Genomic DNA, 17,092 nt, shown 5'->3' with positions numbered 1-17,092 from the left:
TGCGGCGGCACGCGGGTCCGCAGCCGGAGTGCCCCGGGAGCGTGAACGGAAACCCGTTGCGTGCCCGAAGTCGCCGGGACAGGGGCATTCCGAGCCGGTTGCCGGGTAACCGGCCTACGACCCACGGGAGTTCACCACGGGAGGATCCCATGGCCCGCACCGTCCCGCGACTGCCCGCACTGCTGAGCGCACCAGGGAAGCGGGCGCCGGCCGAGAAGACCCGCCGACCGGCCGCGCAGCGCGCGCTTCCCCTGCTCCTGCGGCTTTCGGCGATGCTCGTCGCCTTCGCGTTCATGGTCGTGTTCGCGGCCGTCCTGGCCCGGATCACACTGGAGCCGTCGCCCGCCTCGGCGCATCTGACGCACAGCAATCTGCACCCCGGCCGCTCTCTGCGGACCTACCTGGAGCAGGCGCGGACGGCGGACGCGGTGCGGCAGATCGGCGGGAACGTGCTCCTCGGCGCCCCGTTCGGGGTGCTGGTGCCGGTCCTCGCCCCGCACGCCCGAGGGATGCTGCACGTACTGGCGTTCACGGCGCTGGTGATGCTGACGGTGGAGCTGGTACAGGGCGCGCTGGTCACCGGGCGCGCCTTCGACATCGACGACGTCCTGCTCAACACCGCCGGGGCGCTGCTCGGGCGGCTGCTGCTGGGACGGCGGCTGGGACGGGCGGTGCACCGGCGCGCGCCCAAGCCCAAGCCCAACTCCGAGTGACCGGCTGACGGTACATCAACATCTGGTCTGTACCAGGGTATTGACGCCTGCTTTTCTCACTCCTTAAATCAAGAGGCATCTCACCCCCCACACCGAACGGAGAGCCATGGCCTCCCCACGCATGCTCCGCAGATGTCTCCTCGCCGCCGTGTCCGCCGCCCTGATCGGCTCCGCCGCCGTCGGTCCCGAGCGGGCCCAGGCCGGCGCGCCGACGGCGGCGACCGTCTCCACCTTCTCCGACACGTTCGACGGGCCCGCGGGCTCCGCGGTCGACTCCTCGAAGTGGACGCTGGAGACCGGCGACAACGTCAACAACCACGAGCGGGAGTACTACACGTCCGGCACGAACAACGCCGCCCTGGACGGCCAGGGACACCTGGTGATCACCGCCCGCAAGGAGAACCCGGCCGGCTACCAGTGCTGGTACGGCAGCTGCCAGTACACCTCGGCCCGGCTGAACACGGCCGGGAAGTTCAACGCCCAGTACGGGCATGTCGAGGCGCGGATGAAGATTCCCCGCGGGCAGGGCATGTGGCCGGCGTTCTGGATGCTCGGCACGCCCGTGGACTGGCCCGACTCGGGCGAGATCGACGTGATGGAGAACGTCGGCTTCGAACCCTCGACCGTGCACGGCACCATCCACGGCCCCGGCTACTCCGGCTCGGGCGGCATCGGCGCGGCCTACACGCTGCCGAACGGACAGGCCTTCGCGGACGCCTTCCACACCTTCGCCGTCGACTGGTCACCCGGCTCGATCACCTGGTCCGTGGACGGCACCGTCTACGAACGCCGCACCCCCGCCGACCTGGGCGGAAAGACCTGGGTGTTCGACAACAAGCCGTTCTTCCTGATCCTGAACCTGGCCGTCGGCGGCTACTGGCCCGGCGACCCGGACGCCAGCACCCAGTTCCCGCAACAGCTGGTGGTGGACTCGGTGTCGGTGACGACGAGCAACAGCGCGGCCGGGGTGCCGATACGCGGCCTGGCCGGCAAGTGCGTGGACGTGGCCGGCGCGAACTCCGCGAACGGCACACCGGTGCAGCTCTACGACTGCAACGGCACGGCCGCGCAACAGTGGACGGTCGGCTCGGACGGCACGATCCGGGCGCTCGGCAAGTGCCTGGACGTCACGGACAACGGCACGGCGGACGGCTCGACCGTCCAGCTGTGGGACTGCACCGGCGGCCCGAACCAGAAGTGGACGGTCACCGGGGCGGACGACATCGTCAACCCGCAGGCGAACAAGTGCCTCGACGTGACCGGGAACAACTCGGCCAACGGCACACGCCTGCAGATCTGGACGTGCACGGGCGGCGCCAACCAGAAGTGGACGGTCGGCTGAGCCGCACCCTGCTCAGTGCAGCGTCCAGGTGTACTTGTCCCCGCCGACCCAGCGGACCACGTCGGGGTCGTCCAGGTCGTGGATGGTGATGCCGTACGAGGCGGCGGTCTCCAGTACGTCGGTGACGGTCCTGGCCTGACCGATCACCTGACCGTCGATCTCCATGATCCGGAAGGGCCGCTCGCCGGGCTTGCCCGGGCACACTCCGAGCACCATGATCCGTGGATGGGAGATGTGAGGAGCTGCTTGTTCGGTCATGCAATAGAGCCTAGAACGCTTCGCGCGCCGACGAGTCGTCCGCCGACGCCGTCCAGATGATCGAGTACGGCCGCCCCGACGGAGGAGGACCGGCACGCCGCCGGGGTGTTGCCCAGGTGGTGGCTGACCTCGCGGACGGCACGGGTGATCCGCCGGTGCCGGGCCGCGCGGCTCGCCCGGCCGCTCTCGGCGGTCACGGCGACCGCGGTGAGGGGCCGGCCGGTGGTGTCGGCGTGGCGCAGGCCCCGGCCGCGGCGGACGCGGCGGTTGCCGGGACCGTCGCAGAAACCGGTCCGCAGGCGCATGGCCTCGGCGTCGGCGCCATTCGTCGCCGGTCAGGTGGGAGCCGGCGGTGTCCTCCTGACCGGTCGTCGGCGTGGCGATCTCGCCCGGCGCGACCGCGTTCACGGCGATGCCCTGCTCGGCGAGCTCCAGCGCCATGACCTGGGTGAGCAGCCCGAGCCCGCCCTTGGCCGCGCAGTACGGCGCCGCGCCGCCCCGGGGCCTGTGTTCGTGGACGGAGGTGACGTTGACGATTCTGCCGCCGTCGCCCTGCCGGATCATGTGCCGGGCCGCGTGCTGCCCGCACAGGACGGGTTCGTCCGCGTGGCCACCCGCGGACCGTCGCGGTCTGCGGGTGGCTCGTGGCTGATCGCGCGGTTCCCCGCGCCCCTTCAGGGCGCCTCGGGCACTCTGGGTTGCATGGATCCCGTCGCCGCTCTTGACCGGATCGCCTTTCTGCTGGAGCGGGCGCTCGCGCCCACCTACCGGGTCAAGGCCTTCCGTACCGCCTCCCGGACGCTGGCCGCCCTGCCCGCGGACGAGGTGGCCGAGCGGGCCGCGGCCGGGACCTTGGAGGCGCTGAAGGGGGTCGGGCCGAAAACGGCGCAGGTTGTCCGGGAGGCGCTGGCCGGGGAGGTGCCCGGTTATCTGCGCAAGCTGGAGGAGGAGGCCGGGGTGTCGGTCGGGGCGGAGGGCGCCGGCGCGGAGCTGCGGGCGCTGATGCGCGGGGACTGTCACACGCATTCGGACTGGTCCGACGGGGGCAGTCCGATCGAGGAGATGGGGCGGGCGGCAGCCGGGCTCGGGCACGAGTGGACCGCTCTCACCGACCACTCCCCCCGGCTGACCGTGGCCCGCGGCCTGTCGCCGGAGCGGTTGCGTGAGCAGTTGACGGTGGTGGCGGAGCTGAACGGGCGATGGGCACCGTTCCGGCTGCTCACCGGCATCGAGTGCGACATCCTCGAGGACGGCTCGCTGGACCAGGAGCCGGAGCTGCTGGAGCGGCTGGACGTGGTCGTGGTGTCGGTGCATTCCAAGCTGCGGATGGACGCCCGCTCGATGACCCGCCGGATGGTGGCCGCCGTACGCAATCCGCGCGCCGATGTGCTCGGGCACTGCACGGGGCGGCTGGTGACGGGCCGGGGGCGGCCGGAGTCGGAGTTCGATCCGGACGCGGTGTTCGCGGCCTGCGCCGAGTCCGGTACGGCCGTGGAGATCAACAGCCGCCCCGAGCGGCTGGACCCGCCCCGCCGACTGCTGCGCCGTGCCGTGGACGCGGGCGTGCTGTTCTCCGTCGACACCGACGCGCACGCGCCCGGCCAGCTGGACTGGCAGATCCTCGGCTGCGCCCGGGCCGAGGAGTGCGGGGTGCCCGCCGAACGGGTGGTGACCACCTGGTCCGCCGACGAGCTGCTGGCCTGGACCCGGGAGGGCCGGCTTCCGGCGCGCGCGGCGGGTTCCTGATCCGGCCGGTGTGGTCTCCGGATCGCGGAGACAGCGAGCTCGGAGGACGTGCAGGAGGGCAAGCCGGCCTCGGAACCCGTGGAGCACTCCCTGGAGCCGGCCGGGGTGCCGTCTACGCGGGCCCCGCCGGCCTGCTCGAAAGGCTGGACGGGAGCCCGTTGGGCTGAGCATCATGGGAAGTGGCGCAGGTCACATGACCGGCCGGAACAGCACGGGGTCGTTGTCCGTAGAACCATCGGTGGGTACGGATGGGACAGTGTCCCCGGGCCTCACCTTCTGCCCACAGGGACGATCGTTCGGCTGAAGCCCTGTGGAGCCTGTCGCCGAGAGGCGACCGCCATCCGTGCCCACCACCAGACGCCCCGGTCGTGAATCCCCCGTCACGGCCGGGGCCCTTTCGTCTTCATCGGCCGACCGGGGTGGGGTGGGCCGGGGTGGGGCCTGGTGTGCGCGCGCCCGGGCCCGGGTACCCGGCCGGTCCGCCGGAGCGTGGGCCGAGAGGAGCCGAAGGTGAGCAGCGCAGCGGGCATCAGGGTCGTCGTCACGGGTGCCACCGGCAATGTGGGCACGAGCGTGGTGCGGTTGCTCGCGGAGGACCCGGAGGTCAAGTCGGTGCGCGGTCTGGCCCGGCGCACGCCGGCCTGGTCGCCGCCGAAGACCGAGTGGTCCGCGGTCGACCTCGCCTCCGAACAGCCGCACCTCGCCGAGCGTTTCGAGGGCGCCGACGCGGTGATCCACCTGGCCTGGGCGTTCCAGCCGACGCACGATCCGGCGGTCACCTGGCGGACCAATGTGCTCGGCGGCATCCGGGTGTTCGAGGCGGTCTCCGCGGCGCGGGTGCCGGTGCTGGTGCACGCCTCGTCCGTGGGCGCGTACTCGCCCGGCCCGAAGGACCACGCTGTGGACGAGTCCTGGCCGACCCACGGCTGGCCGGACGCCGCCTACTGCCGGGAGAAGGCCTATCTGGAGCGCACGCTGGACGTGTTCGAGCGGGACCATCCCGAGGTGCGGGTGGTGCGGATGCGCCCGGCGTTCCTGTTCAAGTGGCAGTCGGCGAGCGAGCAGCGGCGGATCTTCGGCGGGCGTTTCCTGCCGGGTCCGCTGGTGCGGCCGGAGCTGCTTCCGTTCCTGCCGCACGTCCCGGGGCTCAGGGTGCAGGCGCTGCACACGGACGACGCCGCCGAGGCCTACCGGCTCGCGGTGCACCCGGACGGCGCGCGGGGCGCCTTCAACCTCGCCGCGGACCCGCCGCTCGACACCGGCGTGCTCGCCGAACTGCTGGGCAGCCGCCCGGTACGGCTGCCGCGTACGGCGGCCCGGTCGGCGATCGCCGCGGCCTGGGGGCTGCATCTGCTGCCGGCCTCGCCGCACCTGTTCGACGCCGTGCTGCGGCTGCCGCTGATGGACTGCGGCCGGGCGCGCACCGAGCTGGGCTGGCAGCCGCGGCGCACGGCGACCGAGGTGCTGCAGGAGTTCCTCGACGGACTGCAGAAGGGCTCGGGGATGGACACCGAGCCGATGCGCGGGCGCAAGGTCGGCTGACCCGCCGCCCGCCCGGGCCGAGGGGAGAACACCATGGCCGCACAGCGAGAACCGGAGCCGGAGCGCGACACGGGCCCGGTGCCGAGGGACATGCCCGACCAGCAGGCGGGCACCGGCGACGACCCGTGGGAGGTCAGGCCGCGCAAGCCGCGTGAGCCGCGCGAGCAGGACGTGGCGCCGGCGGAGGACGCGCCCGACGCGGACGAACCGCCGGCCTGAGCAGCGCTGCGCGGCGGGCGGCCGTCCGCGGCGCCGTCGTGACTGTTCGCGGTTCCTTCCCCGCCCTGTTGCTACCGCGGCGCCCTCTGTCGCAGCGCGGCTCGCCACGCCGGCAGGCGGTCCTCGGTGACCGGTTCCGGGCGGCGGCCGCCGCTGGTGAAGAAGTCGGCCAGCGGCAGGATCGCCGCGCCGACGGTGACCGCGTCCGGACCCAGCCGGCCGAGGTCGATGGTGACCTTGTCGGCCGGATGACGCAGCGCGTACGTCGTCGCGTGCCGCCGTACGGCCGGCAGGAAGCGGGCGCCCAGCTGGAGTCCGGCCCACCCGCCGATGAGGATCCGCTCGGGCTGGAAGAGGTTGATCAGGTCGGACAGGCCGGCCCCGAGGTACTCGGCGGTCTCCTCCAGCACGGCCAGCGCGACCGGATCGGGCTCCGCGCCGTCGGCCGGGTACGCGGCGGCGAGCATCGCGGTGAGCGCGGTCTCCTCGTCGGTGCCCTCGGGCGGCCGTCCGCCCTCCTCCCGCCAGCGGGCCAGCAGCGACTCGGCGCCCGCGTAGGCCTCCAGGCAGCCGGGCGCACCACAGCGGCAGCGGCGTCCTCGCACCCGCACGGTCAGATGCCCCCACTCCACCGCCCGCCCGTGCTCCACCTCGGGTGTGACCACGCAGGCACCGACGCCGGAGCCGAACAGCACGACCACGGCGTTGCGGGCGCCACGTCCCGCTCCGAACCACATCTCGGCCTGGCCCAGCGTCTTGGCGCCGTTGTCGATGAAGTACGGGATCTCTTCGGGGAGTCGAGAGGCCGAGCGGAGCAGCCGCTCCAGCGGGACGGCGTCCCAGCCGATGGTCTGCCCGTGGACGACGGCACCCTGCTCCGGGGTGTGTTCGACTATGCCGGGGACGCCGACGCCGACCCCGAGCAGCCGCTCGGGCACGGCCCGTTCGGCGCCCAGGACCTCGGCGATGCCATCCCGGATGTGACCGGCGATCACCTCGGCGTCGTAGTTCTGCGGGGCCAACGGGTGTTCGGTGCGGGCGAGTTCGGTCAGGGCCAGGTCGAACAGCTCGACGCGGACCCGGGTCTCGCCGACGTCGACGCCGATCATCTGTCCGCTGTCCGGAGCGACGCGCAGCAGGGTACGGGGCCGGCCGCCGTCGGAGTCGACGCTGCCGGCCTCCTCGACCAGACCGTCCGCGATCAGGTCGGCGACCACGTTGCTGACCGAGCCCGAGCTCAGGCCGGTGGCAGGGCCGAGCTCGAAACGGCTGAGGGGGCCGTCGAAGTAGAGCTTCTGCAGCACCGCCGTGCGGTTGCCCCGCCTGAGGTCGCGCACCGTGCGCCCGTTACGCCCCGCCATGCCGCTCCCTTCACGAACCCTGCCCGACCTGCAACATACCCCTTCGGACGGGCGGAACGCGAGATTCTCCCAACCCTTAGTTCACGATCTGAGCTAAGCGGAGCGCTCCGCGGGCGCCGCATACCGGCACAGCTCCGCGCCCCATTCGGGGCGCGGCCCCTGCCCCCGGCTCACCCCGCCGCGTACACGTCCTCCACGTAACGCCCCTCGGCCACCAGCCCGTCGAGCCACCGCCCGGCCGCCGCGTCGTCGCCGCCCGGCGTCCGCTCCCGGTACAGCGCGCGGAACGCCTCCCGGACGCCCGGTGCCATCCTCGCACCGTCCCCGCACACGTACACCCGCGCACCGGACTCCAGCAGCTCCCAGACCTCGTCGGCCTCGGCGGCGACGCGGTGCTGGACGAACACCGCGCCGTTCTCGGGGGCCGCGCTGAAGGCCGGTCGCAGCGAGATCGCGCCGGACACCTCCGCATCCCGCAGCTCACCGGCGTGCAGGAAGTCGGCGTCGGGGGCGTCGCAGCCGAAGTACAGGAGCGCGGGCGGGAGTTCGGCGCCCGCCGCACGGGCCGCGACGCGGTCGGCGACGGCGCCGCGGAACGGCGCGAGTCCGGTGCCGGCGGCGATCATCACGACCGGTGCGGAGCCGTGAATCCGGAAGGCCGCGCGGCAGGGCTGGACGCGGGCGAACACGGTGTCGCCGGGCCGGAGGGACGCGAGGTGGCCGGAGCCGGTGCCTCGGTAGCGGCCCTTGCCCGAGCGGGCGGGGGCGTCGAGGACGGAGACCATGAGGTCCACGTGACCCGCATCGACGGCCGGCGAGGAGGACACGGAGTAGTGGCGCGGCCGCAGCGGGGTCAGCAGATCGAGCAGGAGCGGCCAGTCGAGGGCGCCGCGCAGGGCGGGGTGGTCCTCGGCCAGCTCCATCAGAGTGCGCGGGTCGTCGCCGGTCAGGGCGGCGAGGGCGGCACGCTCGGGCGGGCAGGGGTTGGCCTCGGCGAGCAGGGCCCGTTGCCGGGCCGTCGGCCGCTCCTGCAACTCCACGTGGTGCGTGAGGAGTTGCCGTACGGTCAGCGGACGGTCCACGGCCAGTCGGTCGCGGCGCCGGTGCGTGGCCCGGATGTCCAGGACGGCATCGGGGTCGAAGCCGAACGCGGTGACGGCACGGTCCACCAGGTCGGGGGCGTTCGCGGGCAGCACGGTAAGGTGGTCGGCGGTGCGGTAGGTGACGCCCTCGGGCAGCGCGACGCGCAGGAACCGCTTGGTGCGCGGGTGTTCCGGCGCGGTGAGGTCGTACGCCTCGGTGACGGTCATCGGGACCAGCTCGTGCCGGGCGGCGAGGGCGTACAGCGGGCCGCCGGTCAGCGTGCGGACCTCGTACGCGGCCGTGGGCTCCGCCGTCGGGGCACCGGCGCCGGGATCGCCGCACTCCGTCAGCAGGGCGGTGCGCAGCCGGGCCGTGAACTCCCGTACGGTGCCGCTCAGATCGCCGGAGGCGTCGGCGGCGGCCCGGTCGGTCAGGCGGGTGGCGCCCAGTTCGGCGAGGCGGGCGTCGATGCGGGTGGGAACCTGCTGGTAGGTGGCGGCCCAGTTGCGGTCGCCGACGCCGAGGACGGCGTAGGTCACCCCGGTCAGGTCGGGGGTGCCGTCGAGCCATGCGGTGAAGGCCGTGGCGTCGTCGGTGGGCCGGCCGTTGTAGGAGGCGGCGGTGATGACGACGGTCCGGTCGGTGGGCAGTGCGTCCGCGTACGCGTCCAGCGCGGCGACCTCCGTGGCGCAGCCGACGGCGGCCGCCTCGTCGGCGAGCTGGGCGGCGAAGGCGCGGCAGGTGCCGTAGTTGCTGCCGTGCAGGAAGAGGACGCCGGTGCCGGGGCGGACCCGGGTGGGGAGCGTGTCCGGGGCCGGGCCCTCGTCGGTCTGCGCGGGGCTGCCTCCCGGCAGCGGGGCGTGGACTCGGTCGGCGGAGGTGCGCGGGGTCAGCGTGAGGGTGAAGCCCTCGGGCTTGAGGGTGAGGGTCTCCTTCACGGTGAGCCGGTAGTCGGCGTGGTCGTGCAGCCGGTACCGGTGCACCAGCATGGCGAGCAGCATGGTCGCCTCGTGCAGCGCGAACTGCCGCCCGATGCAGGCGCGTTCCCCGGTGCCGAAGGGTTTGAAGGCGTGCACGGGGCGGGCCGCCTCCGCCTCGGCGGTGAACCGCTCGGGGTCGAACAGCTCCGGGTTGTCGCCCCACACGGGCTGCCGGTGCAGCATCGGGGTGAGCACGGTGACGGCCTGCCCGGCCGCGAGCGGGATCCGGCCGCCGAGCAGGGTGTCCTCGCGCGCGTGCCGGCTGAAGGCGGCGGCCGTCGGCCACAGCCGCAGCGCCTCGTTGAGAACCTGGCGGGTGTAGGTGAGCCGGCCGATGTCGTCGTACGACGGCTCCGGGTCGGCCGCGCTGCCCCACAGCGCGTCGGCCTCGCGCTGCACCAGCCGCAGCACGGCGGGGTGCTTGGCGAGGTAGTACAGGGCGAAGGACATCGCGCCGGAGGTCGTCTCGTGGCCGGCGATGAGGAAGGTGATGACCTGGTTGCGGATGTTGGCGGTGTCCAGGGTGGTGCCGTCGGCGGGGTGCGGCGCGCTGAGCATCAGCCCGAGCAGGTCCTCGGCGCCGCTCTGGTCGGTACCGGTGCGGGAGGCGATGACCTCGTCCACGACCCCGGCGAGGTGGTCGGCGTCCGCCCGGAAGGCCGCGTCGGCCGCCGAGTGGTCCTGGCCGGGGGTGCGGGCGAGGCGGGTCATGCTCCACTCCAGGCAGCGGACCATCGACTCCACGAAGGGGTGCGGCTCGTCGCGTTCGAACGAGCCGAAGTCGTAGTCGAACCCGGCCAGCCCGATGGTGTCGAGGGTCATCCGCGTCATGTCGTCCGGCACGTCGACCGGCCGCCCCTGTCGGGCCGCGCGGTCCCAGGAGTCGATGAGCCGCCGGGCCACCCTGACCATCACCGGGTGGTAGGTGCGCATCGAGCCGAGCGCGAAGGCGGGCATCAGGATGTCGTGCGCCTTCGCCCAGTTGGGCTCGTCGTTGTACGCCGTGAACAGGCCGTCGGCGGCGAAGGACCGCACGTTCTCCAGCGCGGGCCCGATGTGCTTGGCGAACCGCTGCTCGTCGGCGAGGTCCGCGACCAGATCGGCGTCGGCGACGAACATCGCGTCCCGGCCGTGCAGCCGGCGCACGAGCACCGGGCCGTGGGTGCGCATCAGGTCCATGACCTGCTGCAGGGGGGTACGCCCGGGACCGGTGGCGGTGATGTCGACGACGGGGACGCCGGGCAGGATACCGGCCGGGGCGGGGTGCAGGGCGGTGGGGGGCATGGCGCGACAACTGCCTTTCGCGGTAACGGAGTACTGGCGGTAACGGGTACTGCGCTCCAGCCTCATCGACCGTCGGGACGCCCCCGCGCCACGGCACTACACGATCGCGCAGTCAAATCTCGGTCGCGGGCCTTGCGCGGACCGCGGCACACGGCCCGGCACGGCGCGGTCGGGGGCCGCACGGTTTGCCGCTGACCAGGGTCTTCGTCTTGTATGTGGGGGTGGCACGGAACTTCGGGAGGTGGGCATGGACCTGGGGCGGGCCGACGGGGTCGTGTGGCGCAACCGGGCCCTGATGCTCTTCGACCGGGTGTCGGTGCCGGTCGCCGTGTGCGATGTGTACGGCCAGGTGGTGCTGGCCAATCCCGCGATGGCGGCGGAGTGCGGTACGACACCGGGGCGGCTGCGCGGACGGGACGTACTGGACCTGTTCCGCCCGCAGGAGGCCACACAGGTGGAGCGGATCGCGCAGGCGCTGCGGCTGCGGCACCGCTCGCGCTACCAGGTGTCGGTGCGCTGGCGGGTGCCGGGCGGGGCCGAGCGGTTCGGGGAGCTGACGGCGGACCCGGTCAGCGACCGCGTGGACGAGACACCGGCCCTGCTGGTGATGCTGCGGGTGCGGGGCGAGTGCGCGCCGCCCGAGCCGGAGCCGGCGCGGGTCACCCCGGTGGAGGGCCGGGTGCTGGTCCTGCTGGCCCGGGGTGCCACCACGGCCGGCGCCGCCCGCGAGCTGGGCCTCAGCAAGGACGGCGTCACCTACCACCTCCGCCGCCTGTCGGCCCGCTGGAACGCCGCCAATCGCACCGAACTGGTCGCGCGCGCCTACGCGTTGGGCGTCCTGACGCCTGGGGTGTGGCCACCGGAGGCGAGGACGGCGGAGCGGGGGTAGAGCAGAGCATCCTGCTCAGCGGCGACCGGGGCCGGAAGGGGCACACCGGAGGGCCCGTGCCGAAGCGGGCCGAGCGGTCGGAGGCCGAACCGGGGCGGCGCGGCTGAGCGAGGACTACTGGGGTCCAGCTACTGCGCCGACGCGGAACCGGCCGAGCCGCCGGAAGCCGCACCGGAGCCGGCGAGGCCGAGAGAAGACGTACCCGTGCACCCAAGCCGGCACCGGCCCGGGCGCCCGAGCCGTACCGGAGCCGGTGGTCCCGCAGAAGGACATTCCGGTGCGCCCGCGCCGGAGCCGGCCGAACCGCCGGAAGCACTGCCACCGCCCGGCGGGCGACACCGGAAGATGACCACCGCGGCCGACAGTGCCGGTGGAGGTCGGGGCCGTCCGGCCGCCCATGCCGGGCCGCGGGGTCGTCTACGCCGGGCCGGAAGACACCGTGGCCGAGGATCCCGACCCGGAAGCGGCCGTGCCGCAGGCCGTGGCCGTGGCACGGTACGCCGTGCCCGCGCCCTCCGGGGCGCCGAAGCGGGCCAGGATGTGCCAGACCATCTTCAGGTCCTGGAGCACGTACCGGCCCGTGCGGGCCGCGTCGCCGATGATGCGCGGGGTCAGCAGGCCGCGCCCGGCGATCTGCGCGCCGAGGTCGGCGTACTCCGGCCCCCGGTAGCCGGCGTGGCGGCGCAGTGCGGTGACGGTGAGCCGGTAGCCGGGATGCCACTCCAGGGGGAAGGGCAGGTGCCGGGCCGCCGTCTCCACCGCGGTGCCGCGGTAGCTCGCGTCGAGCACGAGCGCCTCCACGTCCCGGGCGAGCAGCACACCGGCGTGCACATGGCTCTCGATGTAGTCGTTGAGGGGGTCCTGCTCGTCCGCGTCCGCGAGCGCGATCAGCGGCATCGCCGGGGCCACACCGAAGTCGGTGGGTTCGGCCGCGCTGTCCGGGTAGCAGAAGGTGGCCCGCTCCAAGACCGCTCCGGCGAGTCTGAGATGCGAGGATCCGAAGCGCGGGGCGGCGCCGACGACCTGGCGCCGGAAGTTCAACCCGCCGTACAGCGGGCGCTCGGCCGGGGCCGCGTCGTCGTACGCGCCGCCGAAGATGCGGCTCTCCCAGCGCGTCCGGTCGCCTCCCGGGTGGGCGGTGAGGCCGCCGTTGCTGGTGCCGGTGACGAACTGCGAGTGGTACGCGCCGTCCCGGGCCAGTGCCGCGAGGATCGGCCGTCCGGCGGAGACCCGATCGGGATGGAAGTTGAGGGTGATGCGCAGGCCGGGGTCGAGCGGTGGGCCGCTCAGCCCGGCGGCGACATGGTCCAGCGCCCGTCGGGCGCGCGGCGGCAGCACCTCCCGGAAATCCATTGGCCCACCCTCCCCTTGGCTACCTAGGCTGGTCGTGAACCTAGACCCATTAGGTTTATGGACCCACCAGGTTCACAGCGACGAATCCAGAAGGACTCCCCCCCATGAGATCGCTCACCGAGCAGGACATCCGCAACTGCTTTATCAACTGCTCCAAGGGGGAGGCCAAACGGCTGGCGGTGCCCCGGGACCTCGCCGAACGCCCATGGAACGACCTTGACTTCCTCGGCTGGCGGGATCCGGGGGCGCCCGACCGCAGCTATCTGGTCACGGAGCGGGGCGGCCGGCTCATCGGTGTCGCCCTGCGCTTCCAGGCCTCGCAGCGCGGGTTTCTGCACCGCAGCATGTGCTCGGTGTGTCTGACCACACATCCCGGCGGCGGGGTGACGCTGATGACGGCACGCAAGGCCGGGACGGCGGGCCGTGAGGGCAACTCGGTCGGCCTGTACATGTGCACCGATCTGGCGTGCTCGCTGTATGTCCGGGGCCGGAAGGTGCCGGAGTCCGGCACCCGGTTCGAGGAGAGCCTGACACTGGAGGAGCAGATCGCCCGTACGACGGGCAATCTGTCCGCGTTCATCGACAAGCTGTACGTCTGACGGTCATCGACGGGCTCATCGCCTGACGACGCCGACGAACCATACGCCTGGCCGGCTTGTTCACCCCACGCTCAGCACGATCTTGCCCCGGTTGTCCCGGCTCTCCAGCCGCTCGTGCGCGGCCCGCGCCCGCTCGAGCGGCAGCACGGTCTCGACCGGCACCCGGTAGTCGCCCGCGGCCACGCGCTCGGCGAGTTCGCGCAGGTCGGGTCGCGGGTCGTAGCCGTGGATCTGGCGGTTGGTGAGCTGGAAGCCGAGGATCGCGATGTTCTTCGGGTAGAAGTCGCGGGTGTCGAGAGTGCTCGGCTCCAGGGCCACGTTGGCGAGGGAGACCACCCTGCCGCCGTGCGCGGTCTCGCGCAGGCTCCGTCCGAGGGCCCGGCCGCCGACGGTGTCGAGGACGACGTCGGCGCCGCGCCCGCCGGTCAGCCGCAGCACCTCCTCGACCTCCCCCTCACCTTCCCCCTCGTCGGCGTACCGCGAGGTGTCCACGACCTCGGAGGCCCCGAACTCCCCGGCCCAGGCGGCCTTCTCGGCCGACCCGGCGAGGGCGATGACGCGGGCGCCGGCCCGGGCGGCGATCTGGACGGCGGCGGTGCCGACACCGCTGGCCGCGGCCTTGACCACGACCGTCTCCCCCTTGGCGACCCGGGCCAGGCGGCGCAGGCAGTACCAGGCGGAGAGCCAGGCGACGGGCAGGGTGGCCGCCTCGGTCAGGCCGACCCCGTCGGGCAGCGGGACCACCTGCCGGGCGTTCACCACGGCCAACTCGGCGTAGTAGCCGGGCGATTCGCCGCCGTCGAGGGCCATCACCCGCTGCCCGTCCCGCAGTCCGCCCACCCCCTCCCCCACGGCCGCGACGGTGCCTGCCGCCTCCGCACCCGGGATCAGCGGGGGCCGGCCCGCCCGGTGGTAGGCACCGGCGCGCAGCAGCGCGTCCGCCCGGTTCACGCCCGCCGCCGCGATCCGCACGAGCACCTGCCCCGGACCGGGCACCGGGTCCGGCACCTCCACCGGCACCAGCACCTCGGGCCCGCCGAACTCCTCGATCCGCACCGCACGCATGACACACCCACCCTGGTCGCAGCCCCGTGTCCACCCACGGACACCAGTTGAAATGGTGTCACCGTGCAACACCCGTTCAACTGGTGTCAAGAGACACTGCATGAAGCGGTGTCGCACGGTAGGCTGCGCCCATGACCACGCCCACGGACCCCGCACTCGAGTTCCCCTTCCTCGGTGGCCGTCCGTGCCTGGACTTCGTCGCCACGCTCGGCAAGCGGCACGCCACGCCCGTGGAGCGGATCCCCGACCCCGCCGCCCTGGCCCGCTGGATCACCGAGGCGGGCCTGGCGGCCGGGGACGGCCCGGTCCCGGTCGCCGTACGCAACCTGGCCGAGGCCCGCAGCCTGCGCGAGGCGGTCCACCGCGTGCTGCGGGCGGCGATGGCGCGACGGGAACCGGAGGAGGCCGACGTGGCGCTGGTCAACGAGGTCGCCGCCCGGCCCGACCTCGCACCCCAGCTCGGCCCCCGGCACTGGACGGCCCGCCATCCGGCCCGTGCCGCGCTGGCGACCGTCGCCCGGGACGCCGTCCTGCTGGTCGGCGGTCCGCTGCTGGAGCGCGTCAAGGAGTGCGGCAACCCGGACTGCTCGCTGCTGTTCCTCGACGACTCGCAGGCCCGGCGGCGCCGCTGGTGCTCCATGGAGCGCTGCGGCAACCTCGCGAAGGTCGCCGGCTACCGGTCGCGCAACCGGGCGGCCGCCGCCCCGTAAGCGTGGATCAGCACGTCGTGGCCGCGGGCGAGCGTGATGCCGTACGGCCCGCCGGGGCAGGCGGTGCCGCCGCTGCGGGTCGGCCGCGCCCGCGCCGGCCAGTCGGGGGCGGGTGAGGTGAGGGCACGGTCAGGCCGCCGGCCACGCCCGCTCCGAGCCCCGGCCGGGCCGGGAGCCGCCCGGTGAGGCCGCGGTGAGGGTGCCGGGGGTGCTGGGCGGCGACCGGTCGCAGGCCCGCCGCCGGCGCGGGTGTGAGTGGCCGGTTCTGATCGGTGGCGGCGGTCGCCACGGCGATGCCCCAGGCAGGCGCGTCGGCATCCGGCGCCCCGCGCCCGCCTGCCCGCGGCAGGGGCAGCCGGCCCGGCGGCGTCGGCACGGACCCCGCGTCGGCCGGCCGCCCCGCGCAGGCGCCGGCCACGGTGTCCAGGACCTTGTCCAGGTCGGCCACCGGATCGCCGTACAGGGCGTCGGCCGGACGGAACGGGTCCTGACCCACGCCTCCCCCAGCACCACGGGAACCACCTCGCGCAGATGGACGTGCCCCTTCCGGCGGACAGAGGTGGTCCGCAATGCGGGGACGTTCGACCCACGCGAGGAACGGGAACAGGCCAAGGGATGCACGACGTACGGAAGTGGACCGCGGGACTGCGGCGTCTGCTGGAGCGCCGCCGGGAGCCGGTGGTCGTCCAGACGCTGCGGTCGGCGACCGCTGCGACGATCGCGTACGTCATCGCCCTCCGGCTGAGCCCCGAGCCGGCCCCGCTGACCGCGCCGCTGACCGCGCTGCTGGTCGTCCAGGTGACCTTCTACGCCACCCTGACCAACGGCATCCGCCGGGTGAACTCGGTGGTCGCCGGGGTCCTGGTCGCGATCGCCTTCAGCGTGCTGGTGGGGCTGACCTGGTGGAGCCTCGCCCTGCTGATCGTGGCCTCGCTGGCCGTCGGGCACCTGGTGCGGGTCGACGAGTACGTGGCCGAGGTGGCGATCAGCGCCATGCTGGTCCTCGGGGTCACCACCGTCGGATTCACCGCTTGGGCGCGCATCGTGGAGACACTGATCGGCGCGGTCGTCGGCACGGCCTGCAATCTGCTGCTCCCGCCCCCGGTGTGGGTGGACGAGGCGGGCCGCTCGATCGAGGACCAGGCGCGCCGGGTCCGTCAGTTGATGCTGCGGATGGGTGAGGAGGCCGCCGGCCGGATCTCCTGGGAGCGGGCGGCCGAGCGGCTGCACGAGGCGCGCCGGCTGGACCAGCACATCTCCCGGGTGGACGCATCGCTCCGGCAGGCCGAGGACAGCCTGCGGCTCAATCCGCGGGTCAAGGAGGGGCTGCTGCACCGGGTGGTGCTGCGCACCGGTCTGGACACGCTGGAGATCTGCACGGTGGTCCTGCGGGTGCTGGCCCGTACCTTCACGGACCTCGCCAAGGCCCGTGGCGCCCAGGAGCTCTTCCCGCCCCGGGTCGGGGCGACCGTGGCACAGCTGCTGTCGGAGATCGCCGACGCGGTGGTCAGCTTCGCGGTCCTGGTCACCACCCATCTGAGCGAGAACGCCGAGTCGGCGGAGGCCCGGCTGTCCGCCGAGCTGCACACGGCGGCCGGCACCCGGGACCGGCTCGCCGAGCTGATCCGCGAGGAGATCGGCAAGGACTGGGAGAACTGGCAGCTGCTCGGGGCCGTGCTGACCGAGACGACCCGGATCATCGACGAGCTGAACACCGAGCACCGCACCCGGCGCCTGTTCGAGGAGCTGGACCGGGTCTCCCAGCGGCAGCGGGCGAAGCTCCCCCGGATGTCCCGGGTGCGCGAACGGCTCGGGGTGCAGGAGGAGCTGTGGCGGAACCGTGCGGGCTTCGGTGAGCGTTCTTGGTGAGGAGGGCGCCGGGCACGGCGCGGCGCTAGCGGTGCCGGGCCGCCGGCACGGAGTACGAGGGGTGCCGGGCCGCCGGCAC

The 17,092-nt window shown here is 73.6% G+C and carries 16 protein-coding genes and 2 pseudogenes; 10 read left to right on the top strand and 8 right to left on the bottom strand.

Annotation, left to right across the window (positions count from 1 at the left end):
* Positions 1-149: 149 nt before the first annotated feature.
* Both SRB17_RS10335 and SRB17_RS10330 read left to right on the top strand, forming a co-directional pair.
* A complete protein-coding gene (locus tag SRB17_RS10335; RefSeq protein ID WP_153537003.1) occupies positions 150-713 on the top strand; it encodes a VanZ family protein in 564 nt (187 codons plus the stop codon).
* A 106-nt stretch (positions 714-819) separates the two neighbouring features.
* Positions 820-2,055, top strand: coding sequence for a lectin (locus tag SRB17_RS10330; protein WP_153537000.1), 1,236 nt, complete (start codon positions 820-822; stop codon positions 2,053-2,055).
* Between the two features lie 12 nt (positions 2,056-2,067).
* Here SRB17_RS10330 and SRB17_RS10325 read toward each other — a convergent pair whose 3' ends face one another.
* The 3 genes and pseudogenes from SRB17_RS10325 to SRB17_RS10315 form a co-directional block, all read right to left on the bottom strand.
* Positions 2,068-2,313 carry a hypothetical protein gene (locus SRB17_RS10325; RefSeq protein ID WP_153538170.1) on the bottom strand — a complete coding sequence of 82 codons (246 nt, stop codon included), beginning with the start codon at positions 2,311-2,313 and terminating at the stop codon, positions 2,068-2,070.
* Entirely contained in the window at positions 2,310-2,618 is a 309-nt protein-coding gene (locus tag SRB17_RS10320) for a hypothetical protein (RefSeq protein WP_194293962.1), read from the bottom strand. The genes SRB17_RS10325 and SRB17_RS10320 overlap by 4 nt, the downstream gene beginning before the upstream one ends.
* A 46-nt stretch (positions 2,619-2,664) precedes the next feature.
* Positions 2,665-2,910, bottom strand: a pseudogene (locus SRB17_RS10315) (SDR family NAD(P)-dependent oxidoreductase); the annotation flags it as partial.
* 105 nt (positions 2,911-3,015) lie between these two features.
* Here SRB17_RS10315 and SRB17_RS10310 point away from each other — a divergent pair.
* From SRB17_RS10310 to SRB17_RS10295, 4 genes and pseudogenes are all read left to right on the top strand, one after another.
* On the top strand, positions 3,016-4,059 hold the full coding sequence (locus tag SRB17_RS10310; protein ID WP_153536998.1) for a PHP domain-containing protein: 1,044 nt from the start codon (positions 3,016-3,018) through the stop codon (positions 4,057-4,059).
* A gap of 21 nt (positions 4,060-4,080) precedes the next feature.
* Positions 4,081-4,182, top strand: a pseudogene (locus SRB17_RS46075) (HAD family hydrolase); the annotation flags it as partial.
* Positions 4,183-4,569: 387 nt separating this feature from the next.
* Positions 4,570-5,601, top strand: a complete 1,032-nt coding sequence (locus SRB17_RS10300) for an SDR family oxidoreductase (protein WP_323375253.1) — start codon at positions 4,570-4,572, stop codon at positions 5,599-5,601.
* Between the two features lie 33 nt (positions 5,602-5,634).
* On the top strand, positions 5,635-5,820 hold the full coding sequence (locus SRB17_RS10295; protein WP_153536994.1) for a hypothetical protein: 186 nt from the start codon (positions 5,635-5,637) through the stop codon (positions 5,818-5,820).
* Positions 5,821-5,891: 71 nt separating this feature from the next.
* Here SRB17_RS10295 and SRB17_RS10290 read toward each other — a convergent pair whose 3' ends face one another.
* Positions 5,892-7,181: an ROK family transcriptional regulator gene (locus tag SRB17_RS10290; protein ID WP_153536991.1), complete on the bottom strand. Its 1,290-nt coding sequence runs from the start codon at positions 7,179-7,181 to the stop codon at positions 5,892-5,894.
* A gap of 170 nt (positions 7,182-7,351) precedes the next feature.
* A complete protein-coding gene (locus SRB17_RS10285; RefSeq protein ID WP_153536989.1) occupies positions 7,352-10,528 on the bottom strand; it encodes a cytochrome P450 in 3,177 nt (1,058 codons plus the stop codon).
* A gap of 247 nt (positions 10,529-10,775) precedes the next feature.
* On the opposite strand from SRB17_RS10285, the gene SRB17_RS10280 reads away from it, so the two are divergent.
* The gene (locus SRB17_RS10280) at positions 10,776-11,417 is read left to right on the top strand and encodes a PAS domain-containing protein (protein WP_153536987.1); all 642 of its coding nucleotides are present in this window, start codon (positions 10,776-10,778) and stop codon (positions 11,415-11,417) included.
* A gap of 417 nt (positions 11,418-11,834) precedes the next feature.
* On the opposite strand, the gene SRB17_RS10275 is transcribed toward SRB17_RS10280, so the two are convergent.
* Positions 11,835-12,770: a DUF3626 domain-containing protein gene (locus SRB17_RS10275; RefSeq protein WP_153536985.1), complete on the bottom strand. Its 936-nt coding sequence runs from the start codon at positions 12,768-12,770 to the stop codon at positions 11,835-11,837.
* A gap of 104 nt (positions 12,771-12,874) precedes the next feature.
* Here SRB17_RS10275 and SRB17_RS10270 point away from each other — a divergent pair, with 104 nt between their 5' ends.
* Entirely contained in the window at positions 12,875-13,369 is a 495-nt protein-coding gene (locus SRB17_RS10270; protein WP_153536983.1) for an FBP domain-containing protein, read from the top strand.
* A gap of 60 nt (positions 13,370-13,429) precedes the next feature.
* Here SRB17_RS10270 and SRB17_RS10265 read toward each other — a convergent pair whose 3' ends face one another.
* The gene (locus SRB17_RS10265) at positions 13,430-14,434 is read right to left on the bottom strand and encodes a quinone oxidoreductase family protein (RefSeq protein WP_153536982.1); all 1,005 of its coding nucleotides are present in this window, start codon (positions 14,432-14,434) and stop codon (positions 13,430-13,432) included.
* A 131-nt stretch (positions 14,435-14,565) separates the two neighbouring features.
* Between SRB17_RS10265 and SRB17_RS10260 the strand changes: the two genes are divergently transcribed.
* Positions 14,566-15,144 carry a CGNR zinc finger domain-containing protein gene (locus SRB17_RS10260; protein ID WP_153536980.1) on the top strand — a complete coding sequence of 193 codons (579 nt, stop codon included), beginning with the start codon at positions 14,566-14,568 and terminating at the stop codon, positions 15,142-15,144.
* A gap of 7 nt (positions 15,145-15,151) precedes the next feature.
* Here the strand turns inward: SRB17_RS10260 and SRB17_RS10255 are convergent, their stop codons facing one another.
* A complete protein-coding gene (locus SRB17_RS10255; RefSeq protein ID WP_153536978.1) occupies positions 15,152-15,640 on the bottom strand; it encodes a hypothetical protein in 489 nt (162 codons plus the stop codon).
* A gap of 119 nt (positions 15,641-15,759) precedes the next feature.
* Here SRB17_RS10255 and SRB17_RS10250 point away from each other — a divergent pair, with 119 nt between their 5' ends.
* Entirely contained in the window at positions 15,760-17,013 is a 1,254-nt protein-coding gene (locus tag SRB17_RS10250; RefSeq protein WP_194293961.1) for an FUSC family protein, read from the top strand.
* The last annotated feature ends 79 nt before the right edge of the window (positions 17,014-17,092 follow it).

It is taken from the genome of Streptomyces sp. RB17 (assembly GCF_009604455.1).
Lineage (GTDB): Bacteria > Actinomycetota > Actinomycetes > Streptomycetales > Streptomycetaceae > Streptomyces.
Note: the sequence above shows the minus strand (reverse complement) of the source record. Positions and strands in the feature narration are given on the sequence as shown.